A 16,745-nucleotide genomic window follows, 5' to 3' on the forward strand; every position below is an offset into this window, starting at 1 on the left:
CCCTTTGTGCTGTGGCTTTTCGTCGCATGTGGCGCTTTTCGATAATTATTGTATACAAAAAAATAGCTCATTGTGTTCTATTTGTTGCATCGGGCTGCGGCACTAGCGCGCAGGCCACTGGCTTTCCCTATAACAAAATGAGGACGGCACCATGAGCGCTTTAACCTTGAAAGTTGCAGTCAACCTGGTCAATCAGGCCATTTCGGCAGGGCGTGCAATCTCTGCGGCTCCACTGACCATTGCAGTACTGGATGCCGGCGGGCACTTGATCACCTTGCAACGCGAGGACGGCGCCAGCCTGCTGCGCCCGCAAGTGGCCATCGGCAAGGCCTGGGGCGCAATCGCCCTGGGTAAGGGGTCGCGCCTGCTGGCACTGGACGCACAACAACGCCCGGCATTCATCGCGGCCTTGAACAGTTTGGGGCAGGGCAGCGTGGTGCCGGCACCGGGTGGTGTGTTGATCCGGGATCAGGACGGGAATGTACTGGGAGCGGTGGGGATCAGCGGCGATCTTTCGGATGTCGATGAGCAGTGTGCAATCAGTGCGATCGAGGCGTCGGGGTTGCGGGCGGATGCGGGAGTAGTGGCTTGATCTATGGGTGATTGATACCGCTATCGCCAGCAGGCTGGCTCCCACAGGGGTTTATCTGGAGTGTCAGAGATCAACTGTGGGAGCCAGCCTGCTGGCGATGACGGACATTCAGACACATCCAGCTAACTGTCTGCCCCGCCCTTGGGGAATATCAGGACTAGCCTAGTTCCTGAATCAATCATGCAAAGGGCAAAGGAATGCCTGATTTACCCGCTTCAAAGCGCCTGCGAATCGGCCGCTATGCTGAATCCAGCCGCATTTACCTGCTGACTATCAATACTCGCGACCGAGAGCCCATATTCAAGGACTTCTCCTTGGGTAGAGGGGTGGTCAATCAATTTCGCTGCGCTCAGGATCAAGGCTTCGCCAACTCACTGGCATGGGTTGTCATGCCCGATCACTTTCATTGGTTGATTGAGTTGCGGCAGGGGTCGTTGGGTGGACTGGTGCAAAGGACTAAATCCTTGAGCACCAAGGCAGTGAAGCAGTCTACCGGTCGAACCACCAGTCTCTGGCAGAGAGGGTTTCACGACCGGGCGCTGCGGCGGGAAGAGGATTTAGTGAAAATGGCTCGATATGTTGTAGCCAACCCGCTGCGGGCTGGACTGGTAGAGAAGCTTGGCGACTATCCGTTGTGGGATGCTATCTGGGTTTGACCCGAATCGGAGTCGTCCCCATCGCCAGCAGGCTGGCTCCCACAGGGTGTTATCTGATTGTCAGAGTCCAACTGGGGTAGCCAGCTTGCTGGCGATGACATGAGTCCGGGCTCCCACAGGGTGTTATGTGATTGTCAGAGTTCAACTGGGGTAGCCAGCTTGCTGGCGATGACATGAGTCCGGGCTCCCACAGGGTGTTATCTGATTGTCAGAGTTCAACTGTGGGAGCCAGCCTGCTGGCGATGACATCAGTCCGGCTCACACCCCTTCAACACCAACCGGATAATCGTCTGCGCCGCCGCTTCGTAATCCTCTTCATCCAGCTTCGCCTTGCCGGTAATTGCAGTGATCTGCCAGTCAAAGTCTGCATACGTCTGAGTCGCTGCCCAGATGCTGAACATCAGGTGATTAGGGTCGATCGTTGCGATCTGGCCGCGGTCGATCCAGGTCTGGATGCAGTCGATGTTGTGCTTGGCCTGGCTGTTCAGTTGTTCGACCAGGTCGGCGCTCAGGTGTGGGGCGCCGTGCATGATTTCGCTGGCGAACACCTTGGAGGCGAACGGCAGGTCGCGGGAGATGCGGATTTTCGAGCGGATGTAACCGCTCAGCACTTCACTGGGTACACCGTCGGCGTTGAACGGCGTCGAGGCCTGCAGGATGGGCTCGATGATGCTTTCCAGAACCTCGCGGTAGAGGTTTTCCTTGGATTTGAAATAGTAGTAGACGTTAGGCTTGGGCAAACCCGCCTTGGCTGCGATGTCACTGGTTTTGGTCGCAGCGAAGCCCTTGTCGGCAAATTCTTCACTGGCGGCACGCAGGATCAGTTCTTTGTTGCGCTCGCGGATAGTGCTCATAAACCAGGTGGTTCCTTGCCTGTACTGGCGGTGGCGCATGGTAGCACCGGCTTTGCGCACCGCTCAAGAATGCCCCGCGACGGCTCTGGCAGGCTATGCTGCGCAGCATTCACTCTTTGCAGGAAATTTCATTCATGGCAGGAAGCAGTTTGCTGTTGCTGATCGACGACATCGCCGCAGTGCTCGACGATGTAGCGCTGATGACCAAGATGGCCGCGAAAAAGACGGCAGGCGTGCTGGGTGATGACCTGGCACTCAATGCGCAGCAGGTGTCCGGAGTACGTGCCGAGCGCGAAATACCGGTGGTATGGGCCGTTGCCAAGGGCTCGTTCCTGAATAAGCTGATCCTGGTGCCGTCGGCGCTGGCGATCAGCGCATTCGTCCCGTGGCTGGTCACGCCATTGTTGATGGTCGGTGGGGCTTACCTGTGCTTTGAAGGGTTTGAGAAGCTGGCGCATAAATTCCTCCACAGCAAGGCTGAGGACGAGGCTGAACACGCCCAGCTGGTCGAAGCGGTAGCCGACCCGGCGACCGACCTGGTGGCTTTCGAGAAGGACAAGATCAAGGGTGCCATTCGTACTGATTTCATCCTGTCGGCGGAAATCATCGCCATCACCCTGGGAACCGTGGCGGGCGCTTCGCTGACCCAGCAGGTCATCGTGTTGTCGGGGATCGCCATCGTGATGACCGTGGGCGTCTACGGCCTGGTCGCGGGCATCGTCAAACTCGATGATCTGGGCTTGTGGCTGACCCAGAAGCCAGGCCAGATGGCCAAGAGTATCGGCAATGGAATCCTGCGGGCCGCGCCCTACATGATGAAAAGCCTTTCGGTGATTGGTACCGCGGCGATGTTCCTGGTCGGCGGCGGGATTCTGACCCATGGCGTGCCGGTGGTTCATCGCTGGATCGAGGAGGTCAGCGCGGGTGCTGGCGGGGCCGGCTTTATCGTGCCGATGTTGCTTAATGCCGTGGCAGGGATTGTGGCGGGTGCGGTGGTGTTGGCGGGGGTGATGCTGGTGAGCAAAATCTGGAAAGCGCTGAAGAGCTGAAGCTGCACGCATTTCAAAGATAATACTGTCCAATGTGGGAGCGGGCTTGCCCGCGATGGCGGCGCGACATTCAACGTAGAGGGTGAATGTTGTGGCCCCATCGCGGGCAAGCCCGCTCCCACAATTGGTTTTGATGTTGCCGCTGTTACTCGGCGATCTGCAACTTGCGCGATTCGGTATACACGTAGCGCACCTTCTCGTACTCGAACGGCGAGTTCAGCTGGCCGTAACGGAAGCTGGTCTGATAGCGCCGATCAACTGCGCGCAGCATCCAGACTTCCGGGTGGTTGGAGCTGACTTCCGAAACGTTGAGGAAGTTGATCGCCGACTCGGCGGTAAAGTCCACGGCCAGGCCGCCGGTGTCGCGGATGTTGGACGGGCCGAGGATTGGCAGCACGAAGTAGGCGCCGCCCGGTACGCCGTAGAAGCCCAGGGTCTGGCCGAAGTCTTCGCTCTGGCGCGGCAGGCCCATGGCGGTGGCCGGGTCCCAGAGGCCGGCGATGCCGATCGTGGTGTTCAGCAGCAGGCGCGCGGTGGTTTCCATCGAGCGCTTGCCCTTGAACTGCAGCAGGCTGTTCATCAGGTTCGGCACATCGCCGAGGTTGTTGAAAAAGTTGCTCACGCCGGTGCGCAGGAAGCTCGGCGTGATGTAGCGGTAACCATCGACCACAGGCAGGAACACCCATTGGTCGAAGCGGTAGTTGAAGTGGTAGACCCGGCGGTTCCACTCTTCCAGTGGGTCATAGACGTTAAGCGCGTTGAGCGTCGAGCGCTCGAACTCGCGCTGATCCAGTCCCGGGTTGAACTTGAGTTTGCTCAGCGGTTCCTTGAAGCCATCGCTATCGACGACGATAGGCGCATTGGCTTTGCTGTTGTCGGCATGGGCGACGCCTGCACAGAGTAACGCTGCGATAAGCAGGAGAGATTTAGCCACGGAAGAACTCCAGCATGGCGTCGCTGTTGACGCGGTAATTGAGGTTGCCGCAATGGCCGCCCAATGGATAAACGGTCAGGCGGTCACCGAACGTCTTGCGCAGGAAACCCAGGTCACCGGGGCCCAGGATCACATCGTCGGCGTTGTGCATAACGGAAATTTTCGGGCTGTCGCGCAGGTAATCCTCGAGCGCGTAGAGGCTCACCTGGTCGATCAGCTGCAGCAGGCTGCCCCCGTCCGTGCGGGCACGCCACATCGGAATCACCTGTTCGGTGATGTAGCAGTCGAAATCACACTGCAGCGCGCGCTTGAGGAACGGTGTAAGGCTGGTGCCTTCGGTGATCGGGTATTTCGGTGGAGTAATCAGGCCGCGACGGTTGATCAAGTCCGAGGTGAACGAAATATCGGCTGCCGAGAAGCGGAACGAGGTGCCGATCAACATCGCCATCTGTTCGTTGCTCAAGTGCTGCTTGGACTGCTGGAAGTCGTAGAGCAGCGCATCGTTGAGGTCGACGTAACCTTTCTGCTGGAAGTAGCGGGTCAGTTTGTTCAGCACCAGTTCATAAAAGGTGGTGCTGTTGTTGATGCCTTTAACCTCGGTCTGGACGAGTTTGTCCAGGTTGGTGATGGAGGTGTAAAGGTTGACCGGTGGGTTGAGCAGCAGCACTTTCTTGAAGTTGAAACTGCGGCGGGTCTCGTCCAGGTGCGCGACAAAGGCCGCATCCAGGGCGCCCAGGCTGTAGCCGGTGAGGTAGTACTCGGTCACCGGTACTTTCGGATTCTGCGCCCGCACCGCCTGCATGACCCGGTACATGTCTTCGGCATCTTCCTTGGTGATGCCCGGGGTGGCGAAGCGCGAGGCGGCGCTGATGAAGTCGAAGCTGGTCGGCGAGGACAACTGCACGACGTGGTAGCCGGCCTTGTAGTAAAGCTTTTTCAAATATTCGTTGAGGCTGCTGTCATAGCGCGCGCCGGTACCGGCGATCAGGAAGATCAGCGGCGCGGCCTTGTCCTGGGTGGCGATGCGATAGGTAAGCTTCTTGACCGCCCAGAAGTTGTCCGGCAGTTGGAATGCGCGCTCCGGCCGCAGGGTGACGCTGCGGTCTTCCTGATTGATGTCGTCGTCCAGCGGCAACTCCGGACGCAGGTCCGGTGGAGTCGTGGCAATGGTGGCCTCAAACGGGTTGGTCAAGGGGTAGCCATAACTGGCGGCGTCGATGTCGACCGCCAGTGCGGACGCACTCAAAATAAGGCCGCCAAACAGGGCGGCGAAGCGCAAGGAACGGAGCATGACTAGATCCCTTAGAGGAAGGTGCCGGATGAAGTTCGCAGGCTATGACCACGGCTTTGCCGCCAAAGTGCCACGCATCGGCACGAAACAGGCGTAATTTCGGGTAATAGTAGCTGGACGATACACTTTGCAGCCATTTGATGACTACTTATCTGTCGCGCGCGTTTGATTAAATTGTGAGGAAGATTAAGCTGGCGGCCGTTTTCGCCTATTGGAGTGCCCCATGTCCCGCCGTCTACCCGTGATTCTGCTGCTTGTTTTGCTGCCGTTGTGGCTGGCCGCCAGTTACGGCGCGCGTTATGGCTTCATGGAAGACGCGCAGTGGGTGGGCATCTGCGTGGATGAGGCCAGTCGCTGGGAATGCCAGGCGCGTTCGAGCCTGGGCTTGATGATTCACTTCAAGGTATTAGGCTGGTCGGCGATCGCCGCAGCGGTGCTGGGCTTTGTTGTCCCTGGCCGGGCAGGGTGGTGGTTGGCGGTGTTGGCCCTGGTGCTGGGGTTTCCGGCATTGGCGTTGTACAACACCACGTTGGCGGTGTTTGCAGTGGTGATTGCGGCTTTGCGGCTGGTGCGGGCGGCTCGTAGCGCCTGATAGCGGCCATCGCGGGCAAGGCTTGCCCGCGATGAGGCTCGAAGGTTCGCTGAAGGATCAGCCCTGCTGACGAACCCGCAAGCACCGCCACAACGCCGCCACCATCAGCCCACTCACCAGCGCCCAGCCCCAGGCCTGCTGGTTCTGCAACCCTTCTACAAACAGTTGCGGCGCAATGCCTGCGCCGATAATGAAAGTCAGCACGGCGATTTCCCGGCGTGGAACGCTCACCGGGCGGCACAGGTAGATCAGCGCCGGCAGGATGAATGCCATGCTTGGGAAGCTGCGATAACGCGCATCGAACACCAGTTCCAGCATCATCACCGCACCGGCAAAGCCTGCGCCGGCGACCAGCCAGCCGGCCCTGCGCTCCAGCACATTGAATGCTCGTCCACGCCAGCCCGTGCGAGCGCTCAAGGTCAGTGCGGCATGGGCCAGCACCAACAGATTTAATGCCGTCAGTAACGCAACCCACAGCCATTCGCTGGCAAATCGGGTGGTGACGCGCGCCAGGTCGCCCCAGGCGCCGATGGAACACGCTGCCAAGGCGCCCATTAAAGGCAGCACCAGGGCCGCTCGAGTGCTGCGCACGCGACCGCCAAGCACCAGGGTGCCAAGGAAAATCAAACCGCCGACCACCAGCCATTGCGCCCAGTACGGCACGTTCGACACGGGACCGGCCAGCACGCCCTTATCCTGGCGATCAGCATCGAACAGTCCCCAGTAACCGCCCACCGCACCTTCACTGGCGCGTTTCCATGGCTGGTCGAAGGCTTCGATCAGGTTGTAGTGCCAACCCTGTTGTTCTGCCATGGCAACAAAACCGCGGATGAACTTGGCTTCATTGACCCGGCTGGGCAGGGCCGTCTCGCGCTGGCGGCCTTCGCTCGGCCAGCCGGTTTCGCCAATCATGACGTCCTTCGGGGCGAATTTGTTGCCGAACACCTGGCGCACTTCAGCCACATGCTGCAGTGCGGCATCAATGTTGGAGGGATCGTCTTCCCAGTACGGCAGCAAATGGATGGTCAGGAAATCCACCGCCGGGGCGATTTCCGGGTGCTTGAGCCAGAATTCCCAGACGTCGGCATAGGTCACGGGTTGTTTTACGTTGCTCTTGACCTTGTTGATCAGCACGGCCAGTTGCGGGCCGGTGATTTCCTTGCGCAACAGCACTTCGTTGCCGACGATCACCGACGTCACCACGTCGGCATTGGCATTGGCCGAAGCGATCAGCAGGTCGACTTCCTTGGCCGTGTCCACCGGGTTGCTGTTGACCCAGGCGCCGATCATCAACTTCAAGCCATGCTTGCGCGCCAGATCGGGCAGGGCTTCGAGGCCGGTCATTGAGTAGGTGCGGATGCATTCAAAGCGCGTGGCGAGCAGCGCGAGATCGGCGTCCATGCGCTCGGGGCGTAATTTGAACGGCACGTCGAACGGCGACTGGTCCTTGTCGAACGGCGTGTAGGAAGCGCACTGCAACTTGTGCGTAGCGCTGGCGACGTCCGGCAGGATCACCGGTTTACCAAGGCCGTACCAGAAACCACACAAGGCAAAAAGCCCAAGCAGGCAGGCGAACAGATAGGCAAAAAAAGGAAAGCGCGAGATCGCGGACATGGTCAGGCCGTCTGGGAGCAAAGCGGGGCATGTTACCTGCATTTACCGCGCGCTTGGTGCCTCGCATGGTTTTGACATGCAATGTTCGGGCGGATTGGCCGGGTGCGGGGGAGTGGCGATCATTAATGGCGTTCTGATGTCGTTTCTCGATGGCTTGAGGTCGCTGGCAGAGCAGGTCGCCCGCGGCGTCAGGTTGATTATCGAGGCGTCAGTGCTCTCATGGAAAAACCGAGCTGATGATCGAACGAGCTTGCGGTGTGCGTGATGGGGGCGCGGCGCACCAGAACAATACGTTGACGCGACTCGGCATCCGTCGAGCGCAGCACTTTCGGGGAAGTAACGATGAAGATGCGACGACTTTTAGGCGCGGGTGCCGCTCTGGTGCTTGCGATTGGCTCCACAATGGCCAATGCCGAGAGCAAGACCCTGAGCATCGGTTATGTCGACGGTTGGTCCGACAGCGTCGCGACCACTCATGTGGCGGCCGAAGTGATCAAGCAGAAACTCGGTTATGACGTGAAGCTGCAAGCGGTGGCGACCGGGATCATGTGGCAGGGCGTGGCCACCGGCAAGCTCGACGCCATGCTCTCCGCCTGGCTGCCGGTGACCCACGGCGACTACTGGGCCAAGAACAAGGACCAGGTAGTCGACTACGGTCCGAACTTCAAGGATGCCAAGATTGGCTTGATCGTGCCGGAGTACGTCAAAGCCAAGTCGATTGAAGACCTCAAAACCGACGACAGCTTCAAGGGCCGCATCGTTGGCATCGACGCCGGTTCGGGCGTGATGCTCAAGACCGATCAGGCGATCAAGGATTACGGCTTGAGCAATTACACCCTCAAGGCAAGCTCCGGCGCCGGCATGATTGCCGAGCTGACCCGTGCCGAGAAAAAGAACGAATCCATCGCCGTTACCGGCTGGGTGCCACACTGGATGTTCGCCAAGTGGAAACTGCGCTTCCTCGACGACCCGAAAGGCGTCTATGGCGCGGCTGAAACCGTGAACAGCATCGGCAGCAAAGAGCTGGCGACCAAGGCACCGGAAGTGGCCAAGTTCCTGAAGAACTTCCAGTGGGCGTCGAAAGACGAAATCGGCGAAGTGATGCTGGCCATCCAGGATGGCGCCAAGCCGGATGCCGCGGCCAAGGCTTGGGTTGCGAAACACCCTGAGCGTGTAGCTGACTGGATCAAGTAATCTGAGGTCAGGCATCTATACCCTGTAGGAGCTGCCGCAGGCTGCGATCTTCTGATTTTGATTTTTCAAGATCAAAAGATCGCAGCCTGCGGCAGCTCCTACAGTCGTGTTTAAGGCAGGGAAATTGTTTGCTGCTGGAAAATGGCGAGTCTGTCATGTCGTTCTAATACTAAGGTCGTCTGGAACCTGGCCCGCAGCCGCATAGAGTGGATAACGTTCCAACAATAATCTGTGCTGCGAGGATAAAAACAATGAACGACAGCATTTACCTCTCGATTCAAAACAGCCCGCGTTTCAAGGAGCTGGTTAGCAAGCGAGAAAAGTTCGCCTGGATTCTTTCGGCGATCATGCTTGGGCTTTACTCCGGATTCATTCTTCTGATCGCTTACGGGCCGCATTTGCTGGGCGCGAAAATCAGTCCTGGGTCATCCATTACCTGGGGCATTCCGATCGGTGTTGGGCTGATCCTCTCCGCCTTCATCCTGACCGGCATCTACGTAAAACGCGCCAACGGCGAATTTGACGACCTGAACAATGCGATTCTCAAGGAGGCTCAGCAATGATCCGGCGTCTATTGGCTCTATTGAGCGTTGCAGCATTTGCACCGGGTGCCTGGGCGGCGGATGCCTTGACCGGCGCAGTGACCAAGCAGCCACTGAATGTCCCGGCGATCCTGATGTTCGTGGCGTTTGTCGGCGCTACTTTGTGTATCACCTACTGGGCCTCGAAGAAAAACAACTCGGCGGCCGACTACTATGCGGCCGGCGGCAAGATCACCGGTTTCCAGAACGGTCTGGCGATTGCCGGTGACTATATGTCCGCGGCGTCCTTCCTGGGTATTTCCGCCCTGGTGTTCACCTCTGGCTACGACGGCCTGATCTATTCGATCGGCTTCCTGGTGGGCTGGCCGATCATTCTGTTCCTGATCGCCGAGCGCCTGCGTAACCTGGGTAAATACACCTTTGCCGACGTGGCGTCCTACCGCCTTGGGCAAACCCAGATCCGCTCGCTGTCCGCCTGCGGCTCGCTGGTGGTGGTGGCGTTCTACCTGATCGCGCAAATGGTGGGTGCCGGCAAGCTGATCCAGCTGCTGTTCGGCCTCGACTACCACGTTGCGGTTATCCTGGTCGGTATCCTGATGTGCATGTACGTGCTGTTCGGCGGCATGCTGGCGACTACCTGGGTGCAGATCATCAAGGCAGTACTGTTGCTGTCCGGCGCCTCGTTCATGGCGTTGATGGTAATGAAGCACGTCAACTTCGACTTCAACGCGCTGTTCTCCGAGGCGATCAAGGTTCACCCTAAAGGTGAAGCAATCATGAGCCCTGGCGGTCTGGTGAAAGATCCGGTCTCCGCGTTCTCCCTGGGCCTGGCGCTGATGTTCGGTACCGCTGGCCTGCCGCACATCCTGATGCGCTTCTTCACCGTGAGTGACGCGAAAGAAGCCCGCAAGAGCGTGCTGTACGCAACCGGCTTCATTGGCTACTTCTATATCCTGACCTTCATCATCGGCTTCGGCGCGATCCTGCTGGTCAGCACCAACCCGGCGTTCAAAGATGCTGCTGGCGCGCTGTTGGGCGGCAACAACATGGCGGCGGTGCACCTGGCTAACGCAGTGGGCGGCAGTATCTTCCTGGGCTTTATCTCGGCGGTAGCGTTCGCGACCATCCTGGCAGTGGTTGCCGGTCTGACCCTGGCCGGTGCTTCGGCGGTGTCTCACGACCTGTACGCCAGCGTGATCAAGAAAGGCAAGGCGAACGAGAAGGACGAGATCCGCGTGTCGAAAATCACCACTATCGCCCTGGCGGTACTGGCGATTGGCCTGGGTATCCTGTTCGAAAGCCAGAACATCGCGTTCATGGTGGGCCTGGCATTCTCCATCGCGGCGAGCTGTAACTTCCCGGTACTGCTGCTTTCCATGTACTGGAAGAAGCTGACTACCCGTGGGGCAATGATCGGTGGTTGGCTGGGTCTGGTGAGCGCTGTTGGCTTGATGGTCCTGGGCCCGACCATCTGGGTGCAGATCCTGCATCACGAGAAGGCGATCTTCCCGTACGAGTACCCGGCGCTGTTCTCGATGATCATCGCGTTCGTGGGTATCTGGTTCTTCTCGATCACCGACAAGTCGGCGGCTGCAGACAGGGAGCGGGCGCTGTTCTTCCCGCAGTTTGTCCGTTCGCAGACAGGTTTGGGGGCGAGTGGGGCGGTTTCGCACTAAGCGCATCGTAGGCTGTTAACAAATGCCCCGGTCGAGAGACCGGGGCATTTTTGTTCCTGTCCAAAATGTGTGTTGTCAGGTTCGGCCTCATCGCCAGCAGGCTGGCTCCCACATTGGAATGTGTACTTCCTGTGGGAGCCAGCCTGCTGGCGACAGCGGTGGTTCAGTCATTGCCTAAAACCAAGGCTGGCTCCCACATTGGAGTATGAGCTTCCTGTGGGAGCCAGCCTGCTGGCGACAGCGGTGGTTCAGTCATTGCCTAAAACCAAGGCTGGCTCCCACATTGGAGTGTGAGCTTCCTGTGGGAGTCAGCCTGCTGGCGACAGCGGTGGTTCAGTCATTGCCTAAAACCAAGGCTGGCTCCCACATTGGAGTGTGAGCTTCCTGTGGGAGTCAGCCTGCTGGCGACAGCGGTGGTTCAGTCATTGCCTAAAACCAAGGCTGGCTCCCACATTGGAGTATGAGCTTCCTGTGGGAGCCAGCCTGCTAGCGATAGTGGTGGTTCAGACATTGCCTAAAGCCCAGCCTGGCTCCCACATTGGAATGTGTGCTTCCTGTGGGAGCCAGCCTGCTGGCGATAGCGGTGGTTCAGTCATTGCGTAAAGCCCAGGCTGGCTCCCACATTGGAATGTGTGCTTCCTGTGGGAGCCAGCCTGCTGGCGATAGCGGTGGTTCAGTCATTGCGTAAAGCCCAGGCAAACAAAAACGGCCTCTATTCACATAGAGGCCGTTCCCGGTGCAGCGTCAAGACGTTATCGCAAGACAGGTCTTATTTACGATCTTCCAGCTTGGTAATGTCACGCGACTCGTAGCCGGTGTACAACTGGCGCGGGCGGCCGATCTTGTAAGGGCTGGAGAGCATTTCTTTCCAGTGGGAGATCCAGCCGACGGTCCGCGCCAGGGCGAAGATCACGGTGAACATGCTGGTTGGAATGCCGATCGCCTTGAGGATGATGCCCGAGTAGAAGTCGACGTTCGGGTACAGCGAGCGCTCGATGAAGTACGGATCGGTCAGGGCGATCTCTTCCAGGCGCATGGCCAGTTCGAGTTGCGGATCGTTGTTGATGCCCAGCTCTTTCAATACTTCGTCGCAGGTCTGCTTCATCACTGTGGCGCGTGGGTCGCGGTTCTTGTAGACCCGGTGACCGAAGCCCATCAGTTTGAACGGATCGTTCTTGTCCTTGGCCTTGGCAATGAACTTGTCGATGTTCGACACATCGCCAATTTCGTCGAGCATGGTCAGGACAGCCTCGTTCGCGCCGCCGTGGGCAGGGCCCCACAGTGCAGCGATGCCGGCGGCGATACAGGCGAACGGGTTGGCACCCGAAGAGCCGGCCAGGCGTACGGTGGAGGTCGATGCGTTCTGCTCGTGGTCGGCATGGAGGATGAAGATCCGGTCCATGGCCTTGGCGAGTACCGGGCTGATCGGTTTGATCTCGCACGGGGTGTTGAACATCATGTGCAGGAAGTTTTCCGCGTACGTCAGGTCGTTGCGCGGGTACATCATGGGTTGACCCATGGAGTACTTGTAAACCATCGCTGCCAGGGTCGGCATCTTGGCAACCAGGCGGATCGCGGAGATTTCGCGATGCTGCGGGTTATTGATGTCCAGGGAGTCGTGATAGAAGGCCGAGAGGGCGCCAACTACACCGCACATGACGGCCATCGGGTGGGCGTCGCGACGGAAACCGTTGAAAAAGGTCTTCAGCTGCTCATGAACCATGGTGTGGTTCTTGACGGTGCTGACGAACTGGGCTTTCTGTTCTGCAGTCGGCAATTCGCCGTTGAGCAGCAGATAGCAGGTTTCCAGGTAGTCCGATTTTTCAGCGAGCTGTTCGATCGGGTAGCCGCGGTGCAACAAAATGCCGTTGTCGCCGTCGATATAGGTAATCTTCGACTCGCACGAGGCGGTCGACATGAAACCAGGGTCAAAGGTGAAACGGCCCGTGGCCGTCAGGCCCCGAACGTCGATAACATCGGGACCAACGGTGCCGGTTAAAATGGGCAGCTCGACGGGGGCTGCGCCCTCGATGATCAACTGCGCTTTTTTGTCAGCCATGTGGCCTCCTATTTATGCTTGAAATCATCAGACAGACCCCCCACGCAGGGCCCGCACCACTATAGTGAGATAAATTCGAATGTCAATTTGCCTAAAGTCTTGCTCCAGAAGGCTTTAACCGGACTTTTTCCTCGAAATTGTCTGCCGTTTACGCCTTTTATCCAACTTGTGCAATGCGCTATTAGGGGAAGGTGAACGCGTTGTCATTAGTAGCCTAACTGTCTATACTCGGCCACCGACCTCCAGGGGCTTTTGGGCCTGCTTTATTGGGGGTCGCATCCCTGGGTGGTGGTTACCTGACCAGTGCACTCCCCAACAACTTTGCCCTGATTGTTAGGGGCTCTTCAGTGTGAAAAAAAGCCGTGAAAAGCCAACGACCTGTAAACCTAGACCTAAGGACCATCAAACTCCCCATCACCGGCGTTACGTCGTTCCTGCACCGTGTTTCCGGCATCATCCTCTTCCTGGGCCTTGGCTTCATGCTTTATGCATTGGGCAAATCCCTGGGCTCCGAGGAAGGTTTTGCCGAGGTGAAGGCAACCTTGACCAGCCCGCTGGCCAAGTTCGTAGCATGGGGTCTCCTGTCCGCTCTGCTTTATCACCTGGTAGCCGGCGTGCGCCACTTGATCATGGATATGGGCATCGGTGAGACGCTGGAAGGCGGCCGCCTGGGCTCGAAAATTATCATCGCGGTTTCCGTGGTGTTGATCGTTCTGGCAGGAGTTTGGATATGGTAACCAGCGTTACGAACCTTTCGCGTTCTGGCCTCTACGACTGGATGGCACAACGAGTGTCTGCGGTCGTTCTCGCGGCTTATTTCATTTTCCTGATCGGATACCTCGCAGCGAATCCGGGCATTGGCTACGAGCAGTGGCATGGCCTGTTCGCCCACAACGGGATGCGTATCTTCAGTCTGCTGGCCCTCGTGGCCCTGGGCGCTCACGCCTGGGTCGGCATGTGGACCATCGCGACCGACTACCTGACGCCGATGGCGCTGGGCAAGTCCGCGACTGCAGTACGTTTCCTTTTCCAGGCAGTATGCGGCGTTGCGATGTTCGCTTACTTCGTCTGGGGTGTGCAGATTCTCTGGGGTATCTGATCCATGGCTAACATTCCAACGATTTCATTCGACGCCATCATTATTGGTGGTGGCGGTGCCGGCATGCGCGCGGCGCTGCAACTGGCCCAGGGCGGTCACAAGACTGCCGTGATCACCAAGGTGTTCCCGACCCGTTCGCACACCGTTTCGGCCCAGGGTGGCATCACTTGCGCCATCGCTTCTGCCGATCCAAACGATGACTGGCGCTGGCACATGTACGATACCGTCAAGGGTTCCGACTACATCGGTGACCAGGACGCTATCGAATACATGTGTCAGGAAGGCCCGGCCGCGGTGTTCGAGCTGGACCACATGGGTCTGCCGTTCTCCCGTACCGAGCAAGGCCGTATCTACCAGCGTCCATTCGGCGGTCAGTCGAAGGATTACGGTAAAGGCGGGCAGGCTGCCCGTACGTGCGCCGCTTCCGACCGTACCGGTCACGCGCTGCTGCACACGCTTTATCAGGGCAACCTGAAAGCCGGCACCACGTTCCTGAACGAGTACTACGCGGTTGACCTGGTTAAAAACCAGGACGGCGCATTCGTCGGCGTGATCGCCATCTGCATCGAAACCGGCGAAACCAGCTACATCCGTGCCAAGGCTACCGTCCTGGCGACCGGTGGTGCCGGTCGTATCTACGCCTCCACCACCAATGCCCTGATCAACACCGGTGACGGCGTCGGCATGGCCCTGCGTGCTGGCGTTCCGGTACAAGACATCGAAATGTGGCAGTTCCACCCGACCGGCATCGCCGGCGCCGGTGTACTGGTTACCGAAGGTTGCCGTGGTGAAGGTGGATACCTGATTAACAAGCACGGCGAGCGTTTCATGGAGCGTTATGCTCCGAACGCGAAAGACCTTGCCGGTCGTGACGTGGTTGCCCGTTCGATGGTTAAAGAAATCATCGCCGGCAACGGTTGCGGTCCGAATGGCGACCACGTGATGCTCAAACTCGACCACCTGGGCGAGGAAGTGCTGCACAGCCGTCTGCCAGGCATCTGCGAACTGTCGAAGACTTTCGCGCACGTTGATCCGGTTGTCGCCCCGGTTCCGGTTGTTCCGACTTGCCACTATATGATGGGCGGTGTTCCGACCAACATTCATGGTCAGGCGATCACCCAGAACGCTGAAGGCGTGGACGAGATCATTCATGGCCTGTTCGCTGTAGGCGAAGTGGCTTGCGTATCGGTTCACGGTGCCAACCGCCTGGGCGGTAACTCGTTGCTCGACCTGGTGGTATTCGGTCGCGCGGCCGGCCTGCACCTGGAAAAGGCGCTGACCGACGGCATCGAATACGATGACGCCACCGACGCCGATATCGAAGCAGCCCTGTCGCGTCTGTCCGCCCTGAACGAGCGTACCGATGGCGAAGACGTGGCAACCCTGCGTCGCGAGCTGCAAAGCTGCATGCAGAACTACTTCGGTGTATTCCGTACTGGCGAATACATGCAGAAGGGGATTGCCCAGCTGGCCGACCTGCGTACACGCATCGCCAACGTCAAGATCAACGACAAGTCGCAGGCGTTCAATACTGCGCGGATCGAAGCGCTGGAGTTGCAGAACCTGCTGGAAGTGGCCGAAGCCACTGCAATCGCTGCTGAAGTGCGTAAAGAGTCCCGCGGTGCTCACGCCCGTGAAGATTTCGAAGATCGCGACGACGAAAACTGGCTGTGCCACACCCTGTACTTCCCGGGTGACAAGCGCGTAACCAAGCGTGCCGTGAACTTCTCGCCGAAAACTGTTCCGACTTTTGAACCTAAGATTCGGACTTATTAAGGGTGGCTGCCATGTTGAAAGTCAGCGTTTATCGTTACAACCCTGATCAGGACGCCGCGCCGTTCATGCAGGAATTCCAGGTCGATACCGGTGGTAAAGACCTGATGGTGCTGGACGTGCTGGCCCTGATCAAAGAGCAGGACGAGGGTTTCTCCTATCGTCGCTCTTGCCGTGAAGGTGTTTGCGGTTCCGACGGCATGAACATCAACGGCAAAAACGGCCTGGCGTGCGTTACGCCATTGTCCGCTGTCGTAAAAGGTAACAAGTTGGTTGTTCGTCCGCTGCCAGGTTTGCCGGTTATCCGTGACCTGGTCGTCGATATGAGCATCTTCTACAAGCAATACGAGAAGGTTAAGCCTTACCTGCAGAACGACACGCCGGCTCCGGCCATCGAGCGTCTGCAGTCCCCTGAAGAGCGTGAAAAGCTCGACGGTCTGTACGAGTGCATCCTGTGCGCCTGCTGCTCGACCTCTTGCCCGTCCTTCTGGTGGAACCCGGACAAGTTCCTGGGTCCAGCTGCTTTGCTGCAAGCGTACCGCTTCCTGGCAGACAGCCGTGACACCAAGACGTCCGAGCGTCTGGCTTCGCTGGATGACCCGTTCAGCGTATTCCGCTGCCGCGGGATCATGAACTGCGTCAACGTATGTCCCAAAGGCCTGAACCCGACTAAGGCCATCGGTCACATCCGTAACATGCTGCTGCAAAGCGGCGTGTGATTCAGATGCTGTTGTAAGCGCAGTACCGCTGTACCCGTAGATGCTACGGCGCAGGCTTCAACCGGCGCCGTAGTTTTAACCTGAGCAGCAGCTCAAAAAGC

Annotated in this window: 16 protein-coding genes; 11 read left to right on the forward strand and 5 right to left on the reverse strand. The window is 58.5% G+C overall.

All coding sequences use genetic code 11. The annotated features are described in order from the left end of the window. Positions 1-151 precede the first annotated feature (151 nt). Positions 152-592 carry a GlcG/HbpS family heme-binding protein gene (locus tag UB23_RS02405; protein ID WP_045057745.1) on the forward strand — a complete coding sequence of 147 codons (441 nt, stop codon included), beginning with the start codon at positions 152-154 and terminating at the stop codon, positions 590-592. Positions 593-789: 197 nt separating this feature from the next. Continuing rightward, positions 790-1,248, forward strand: a complete 459-nt coding sequence (locus UB23_RS02410; RefSeq protein ID WP_045057746.1) for an REP-associated tyrosine transposase — start codon at positions 790-792, stop codon at positions 1,246-1,248. Positions 1,249-1,496: 248 nt separating this feature from the next. Here the strand turns inward: UB23_RS02410 and UB23_RS02415 are convergent, their stop codons facing one another. Then, positions 1,497-2,102, reverse strand: a complete 606-nt coding sequence (locus UB23_RS02415) for a TetR/AcrR family transcriptional regulator (protein WP_045057747.1) — start codon at positions 2,100-2,102, stop codon at positions 1,497-1,499. A 134-nt stretch (positions 2,103-2,236) separates the two neighbouring features. Between UB23_RS02415 and UB23_RS02420 the strand changes: the two genes are divergently transcribed. After that, complete coding sequence (locus tag UB23_RS02420) at positions 2,237-3,151, forward strand: DUF808 domain-containing protein (protein WP_045057767.1); 915 nt, start codon at positions 2,237-2,239, stop codon at positions 3,149-3,151. Positions 3,152-3,296: 145 nt separating this feature from the next. On the opposite strand, the gene UB23_RS02425 is transcribed toward UB23_RS02420, so the two are convergent. Both UB23_RS02425 and UB23_RS02430 read right to left on the reverse strand, forming a co-directional pair. Then, a complete protein-coding gene (locus UB23_RS02425; RefSeq protein ID WP_045057748.1) occupies positions 3,297-4,085 on the reverse strand; it encodes an MlaA family lipoprotein in 789 nt (262 codons plus the stop codon). Next, a complete protein-coding gene (locus UB23_RS02430) occupies positions 4,078-5,376 on the reverse strand; it encodes a serine/threonine protein kinase (RefSeq protein ID WP_045057749.1) in 1,299 nt (432 codons plus the stop codon). Before UB23_RS02430 ends, UB23_RS02425 begins: the two co-directional genes overlap by 8 nt. 223 nt (positions 5,377-5,599) lie before the next feature. On the opposite strand from UB23_RS02430, the gene UB23_RS02435 reads away from it, so the two are divergent. Further along, positions 5,600-5,968, forward strand: coding sequence for a hypothetical protein (locus UB23_RS02435; protein WP_045057750.1), 369 nt, complete (start codon positions 5,600-5,602; stop codon positions 5,966-5,968). Between the two features lie 57 nt (positions 5,969-6,025). On the opposite strand, the gene UB23_RS02440 is transcribed toward UB23_RS02435, so the two are convergent. Next, positions 6,026-7,624 carry a glycoside hydrolase family 17 protein gene (locus tag UB23_RS02440; RefSeq protein ID WP_045057751.1) on the reverse strand — a complete coding sequence of 533 codons (1,599 nt, stop codon included), beginning with the start codon at positions 7,622-7,624 and terminating at the stop codon, positions 6,026-6,028. Between the two features lie 300 nt (positions 7,625-7,924). On the opposite strand from UB23_RS02440, the gene UB23_RS02450 reads away from it, so the two are divergent. From UB23_RS02450 to UB23_RS02460, 3 genes are all read left to right on the forward strand, one after another. After that, positions 7,925-8,776: a glycine betaine ABC transporter substrate-binding protein gene (locus tag UB23_RS02450; RefSeq protein WP_045057752.1), complete on the forward strand. Its 852-nt coding sequence runs from the start codon at positions 7,925-7,927 to the stop codon at positions 8,774-8,776. 251 nt (positions 8,777-9,027) lie between these two features. Further along, a complete protein-coding gene (locus tag UB23_RS02455) occupies positions 9,028-9,339 on the forward strand; it encodes a DUF485 domain-containing protein (RefSeq protein WP_045057753.1) in 312 nt (103 codons plus the stop codon). Further along, on the forward strand, positions 9,336-10,994 hold the full coding sequence (locus UB23_RS02460; RefSeq protein ID WP_045057754.1) for a cation acetate symporter: 1,659 nt from the start codon (positions 9,336-9,338) through the stop codon (positions 10,992-10,994). The genes UB23_RS02455 and UB23_RS02460 overlap by 4 nt, the downstream gene beginning before the upstream one ends. A gap of 769 nt (positions 10,995-11,763) precedes the next feature. Here the strand turns inward: UB23_RS02460 and gltA are convergent. After that, on the reverse strand, positions 11,764-13,053 hold the full coding sequence (gltA, locus tag UB23_RS02465; protein ID WP_003222994.1) for a citrate synthase: 1,290 nt from the start codon (positions 13,051-13,053) through the stop codon (positions 11,764-11,766). Between the two features lie 362 nt (positions 13,054-13,415). On the opposite strand from gltA, the gene sdhC reads away from it, so the two are divergent. From sdhC to UB23_RS02485, 4 genes are read left to right on the forward strand one after another with little or no spacing between them, the layout of a single operon-like run. Next, positions 13,416-13,790, forward strand: a complete 375-nt coding sequence (gene sdhC / locus UB23_RS02470) for a succinate dehydrogenase, cytochrome b556 subunit (protein WP_045057755.1) — start codon at positions 13,416-13,418, stop codon at positions 13,788-13,790. After that, positions 13,784-14,152, forward strand: coding sequence for a succinate dehydrogenase, hydrophobic membrane anchor protein (sdhD, locus tag UB23_RS02475; protein WP_045057756.1), 369 nt, complete (start codon positions 13,784-13,786; stop codon positions 14,150-14,152). The genes sdhC and sdhD overlap by 7 nt, the downstream gene beginning before the upstream one ends. A gap of 3 nt (positions 14,153-14,155) precedes the next feature. Further along, positions 14,156-15,928, forward strand: a complete 1,773-nt coding sequence (gene sdhA, locus UB23_RS02480) for a succinate dehydrogenase flavoprotein subunit (protein WP_045057757.1) — start codon at positions 14,156-14,158, stop codon at positions 15,926-15,928. A gap of 11 nt (positions 15,929-15,939) precedes the next feature. Next, positions 15,940-16,644 carry a succinate dehydrogenase iron-sulfur subunit gene (locus UB23_RS02485; RefSeq protein WP_045057758.1) on the forward strand — a complete coding sequence of 235 codons (705 nt, stop codon included), beginning with the start codon at positions 15,940-15,942 and terminating at the stop codon, positions 16,642-16,644. The last annotated feature ends 101 nt before the right edge of the window (positions 16,645-16,745 follow it).

Source organism: Pseudomonas sp. ES3-33 (assembly GCF_000952175.1).
Classification (GTDB): Bacteria; Pseudomonadota; Gammaproteobacteria; order Pseudomonadales; family Pseudomonadaceae; genus Aquipseudomonas; species Aquipseudomonas gregormendelii.

Excerpts from the sequence above, each read along its gene's own strand:
- UB23_RS02485 (WP_045057758.1), top strand. The coding sequence starts at position 15,940 with ATGTTGAAAGTCAGCGTTTATCGTTACAACCCTGATCAGGACGCCGCG.
- UB23_RS02420 (WP_045057767.1), top strand. The coding sequence starts at position 2,237 with ATGGCAGGAAGCAGTTTGCTGTTGCTGATCGACGACATCGCCGCAGTG.
- UB23_RS02435 (WP_045057750.1), top strand. The coding sequence starts at position 5,600 with ATGTCCCGCCGTCTACCCGTGATTCTGCTGCTTGTTTTGCTGCCGTTG.
- UB23_RS02430 (WP_045057749.1), bottom strand. The coding sequence starts at position 5,376 with ATGCTCCGTTCCTTGCGCTTCGCCGCCCTGTTTGGCGGCCTTATTTTG.
- gltA (WP_003222994.1), bottom strand. The coding sequence starts at position 13,053 with ATGGCTGACAAAAAAGCGCAGTTGATCATCGAGGGCGCAGCCCCCGTC.
- UB23_RS02410 (WP_045057746.1), top strand. The coding sequence starts at position 790 with ATGCCTGATTTACCCGCTTCAAAGCGCCTGCGAATCGGCCGCTATGCT.
- UB23_RS02460 (WP_045057754.1), top strand. The coding sequence starts at position 9,336 with ATGATCCGGCGTCTATTGGCTCTATTGAGCGTTGCAGCATTTGCACCG.
- UB23_RS02405 (WP_045057745.1), top strand. The coding sequence starts at position 152 with ATGAGCGCTTTAACCTTGAAAGTTGCAGTCAACCTGGTCAATCAGGCC.
- UB23_RS02415 (WP_045057747.1), bottom strand. The coding sequence starts at position 2,102 with ATGAGCACTATCCGCGAGCGCAACAAAGAACTGATCCTGCGTGCCGCC.
- UB23_RS02440 (WP_045057751.1), bottom strand. The coding sequence starts at position 7,624 with ATGCAGGTAACATGCCCCGCTTTGCTCCCAGACGGCCTGACCATGTCC.
- sdhD (WP_045057756.1), top strand. The coding sequence starts at position 13,784 with ATGGTAACCAGCGTTACGAACCTTTCGCGTTCTGGCCTCTACGACTGG.
- sdhA (WP_045057757.1), top strand. The coding sequence starts at position 14,156 with ATGGCTAACATTCCAACGATTTCATTCGACGCCATCATTATTGGTGGT.
- UB23_RS02455 (WP_045057753.1), top strand. The coding sequence starts at position 9,028 with ATGAACGACAGCATTTACCTCTCGATTCAAAACAGCCCGCGTTTCAAG.
- UB23_RS02450 (WP_045057752.1), top strand. The coding sequence starts at position 7,925 with ATGAAGATGCGACGACTTTTAGGCGCGGGTGCCGCTCTGGTGCTTGCG.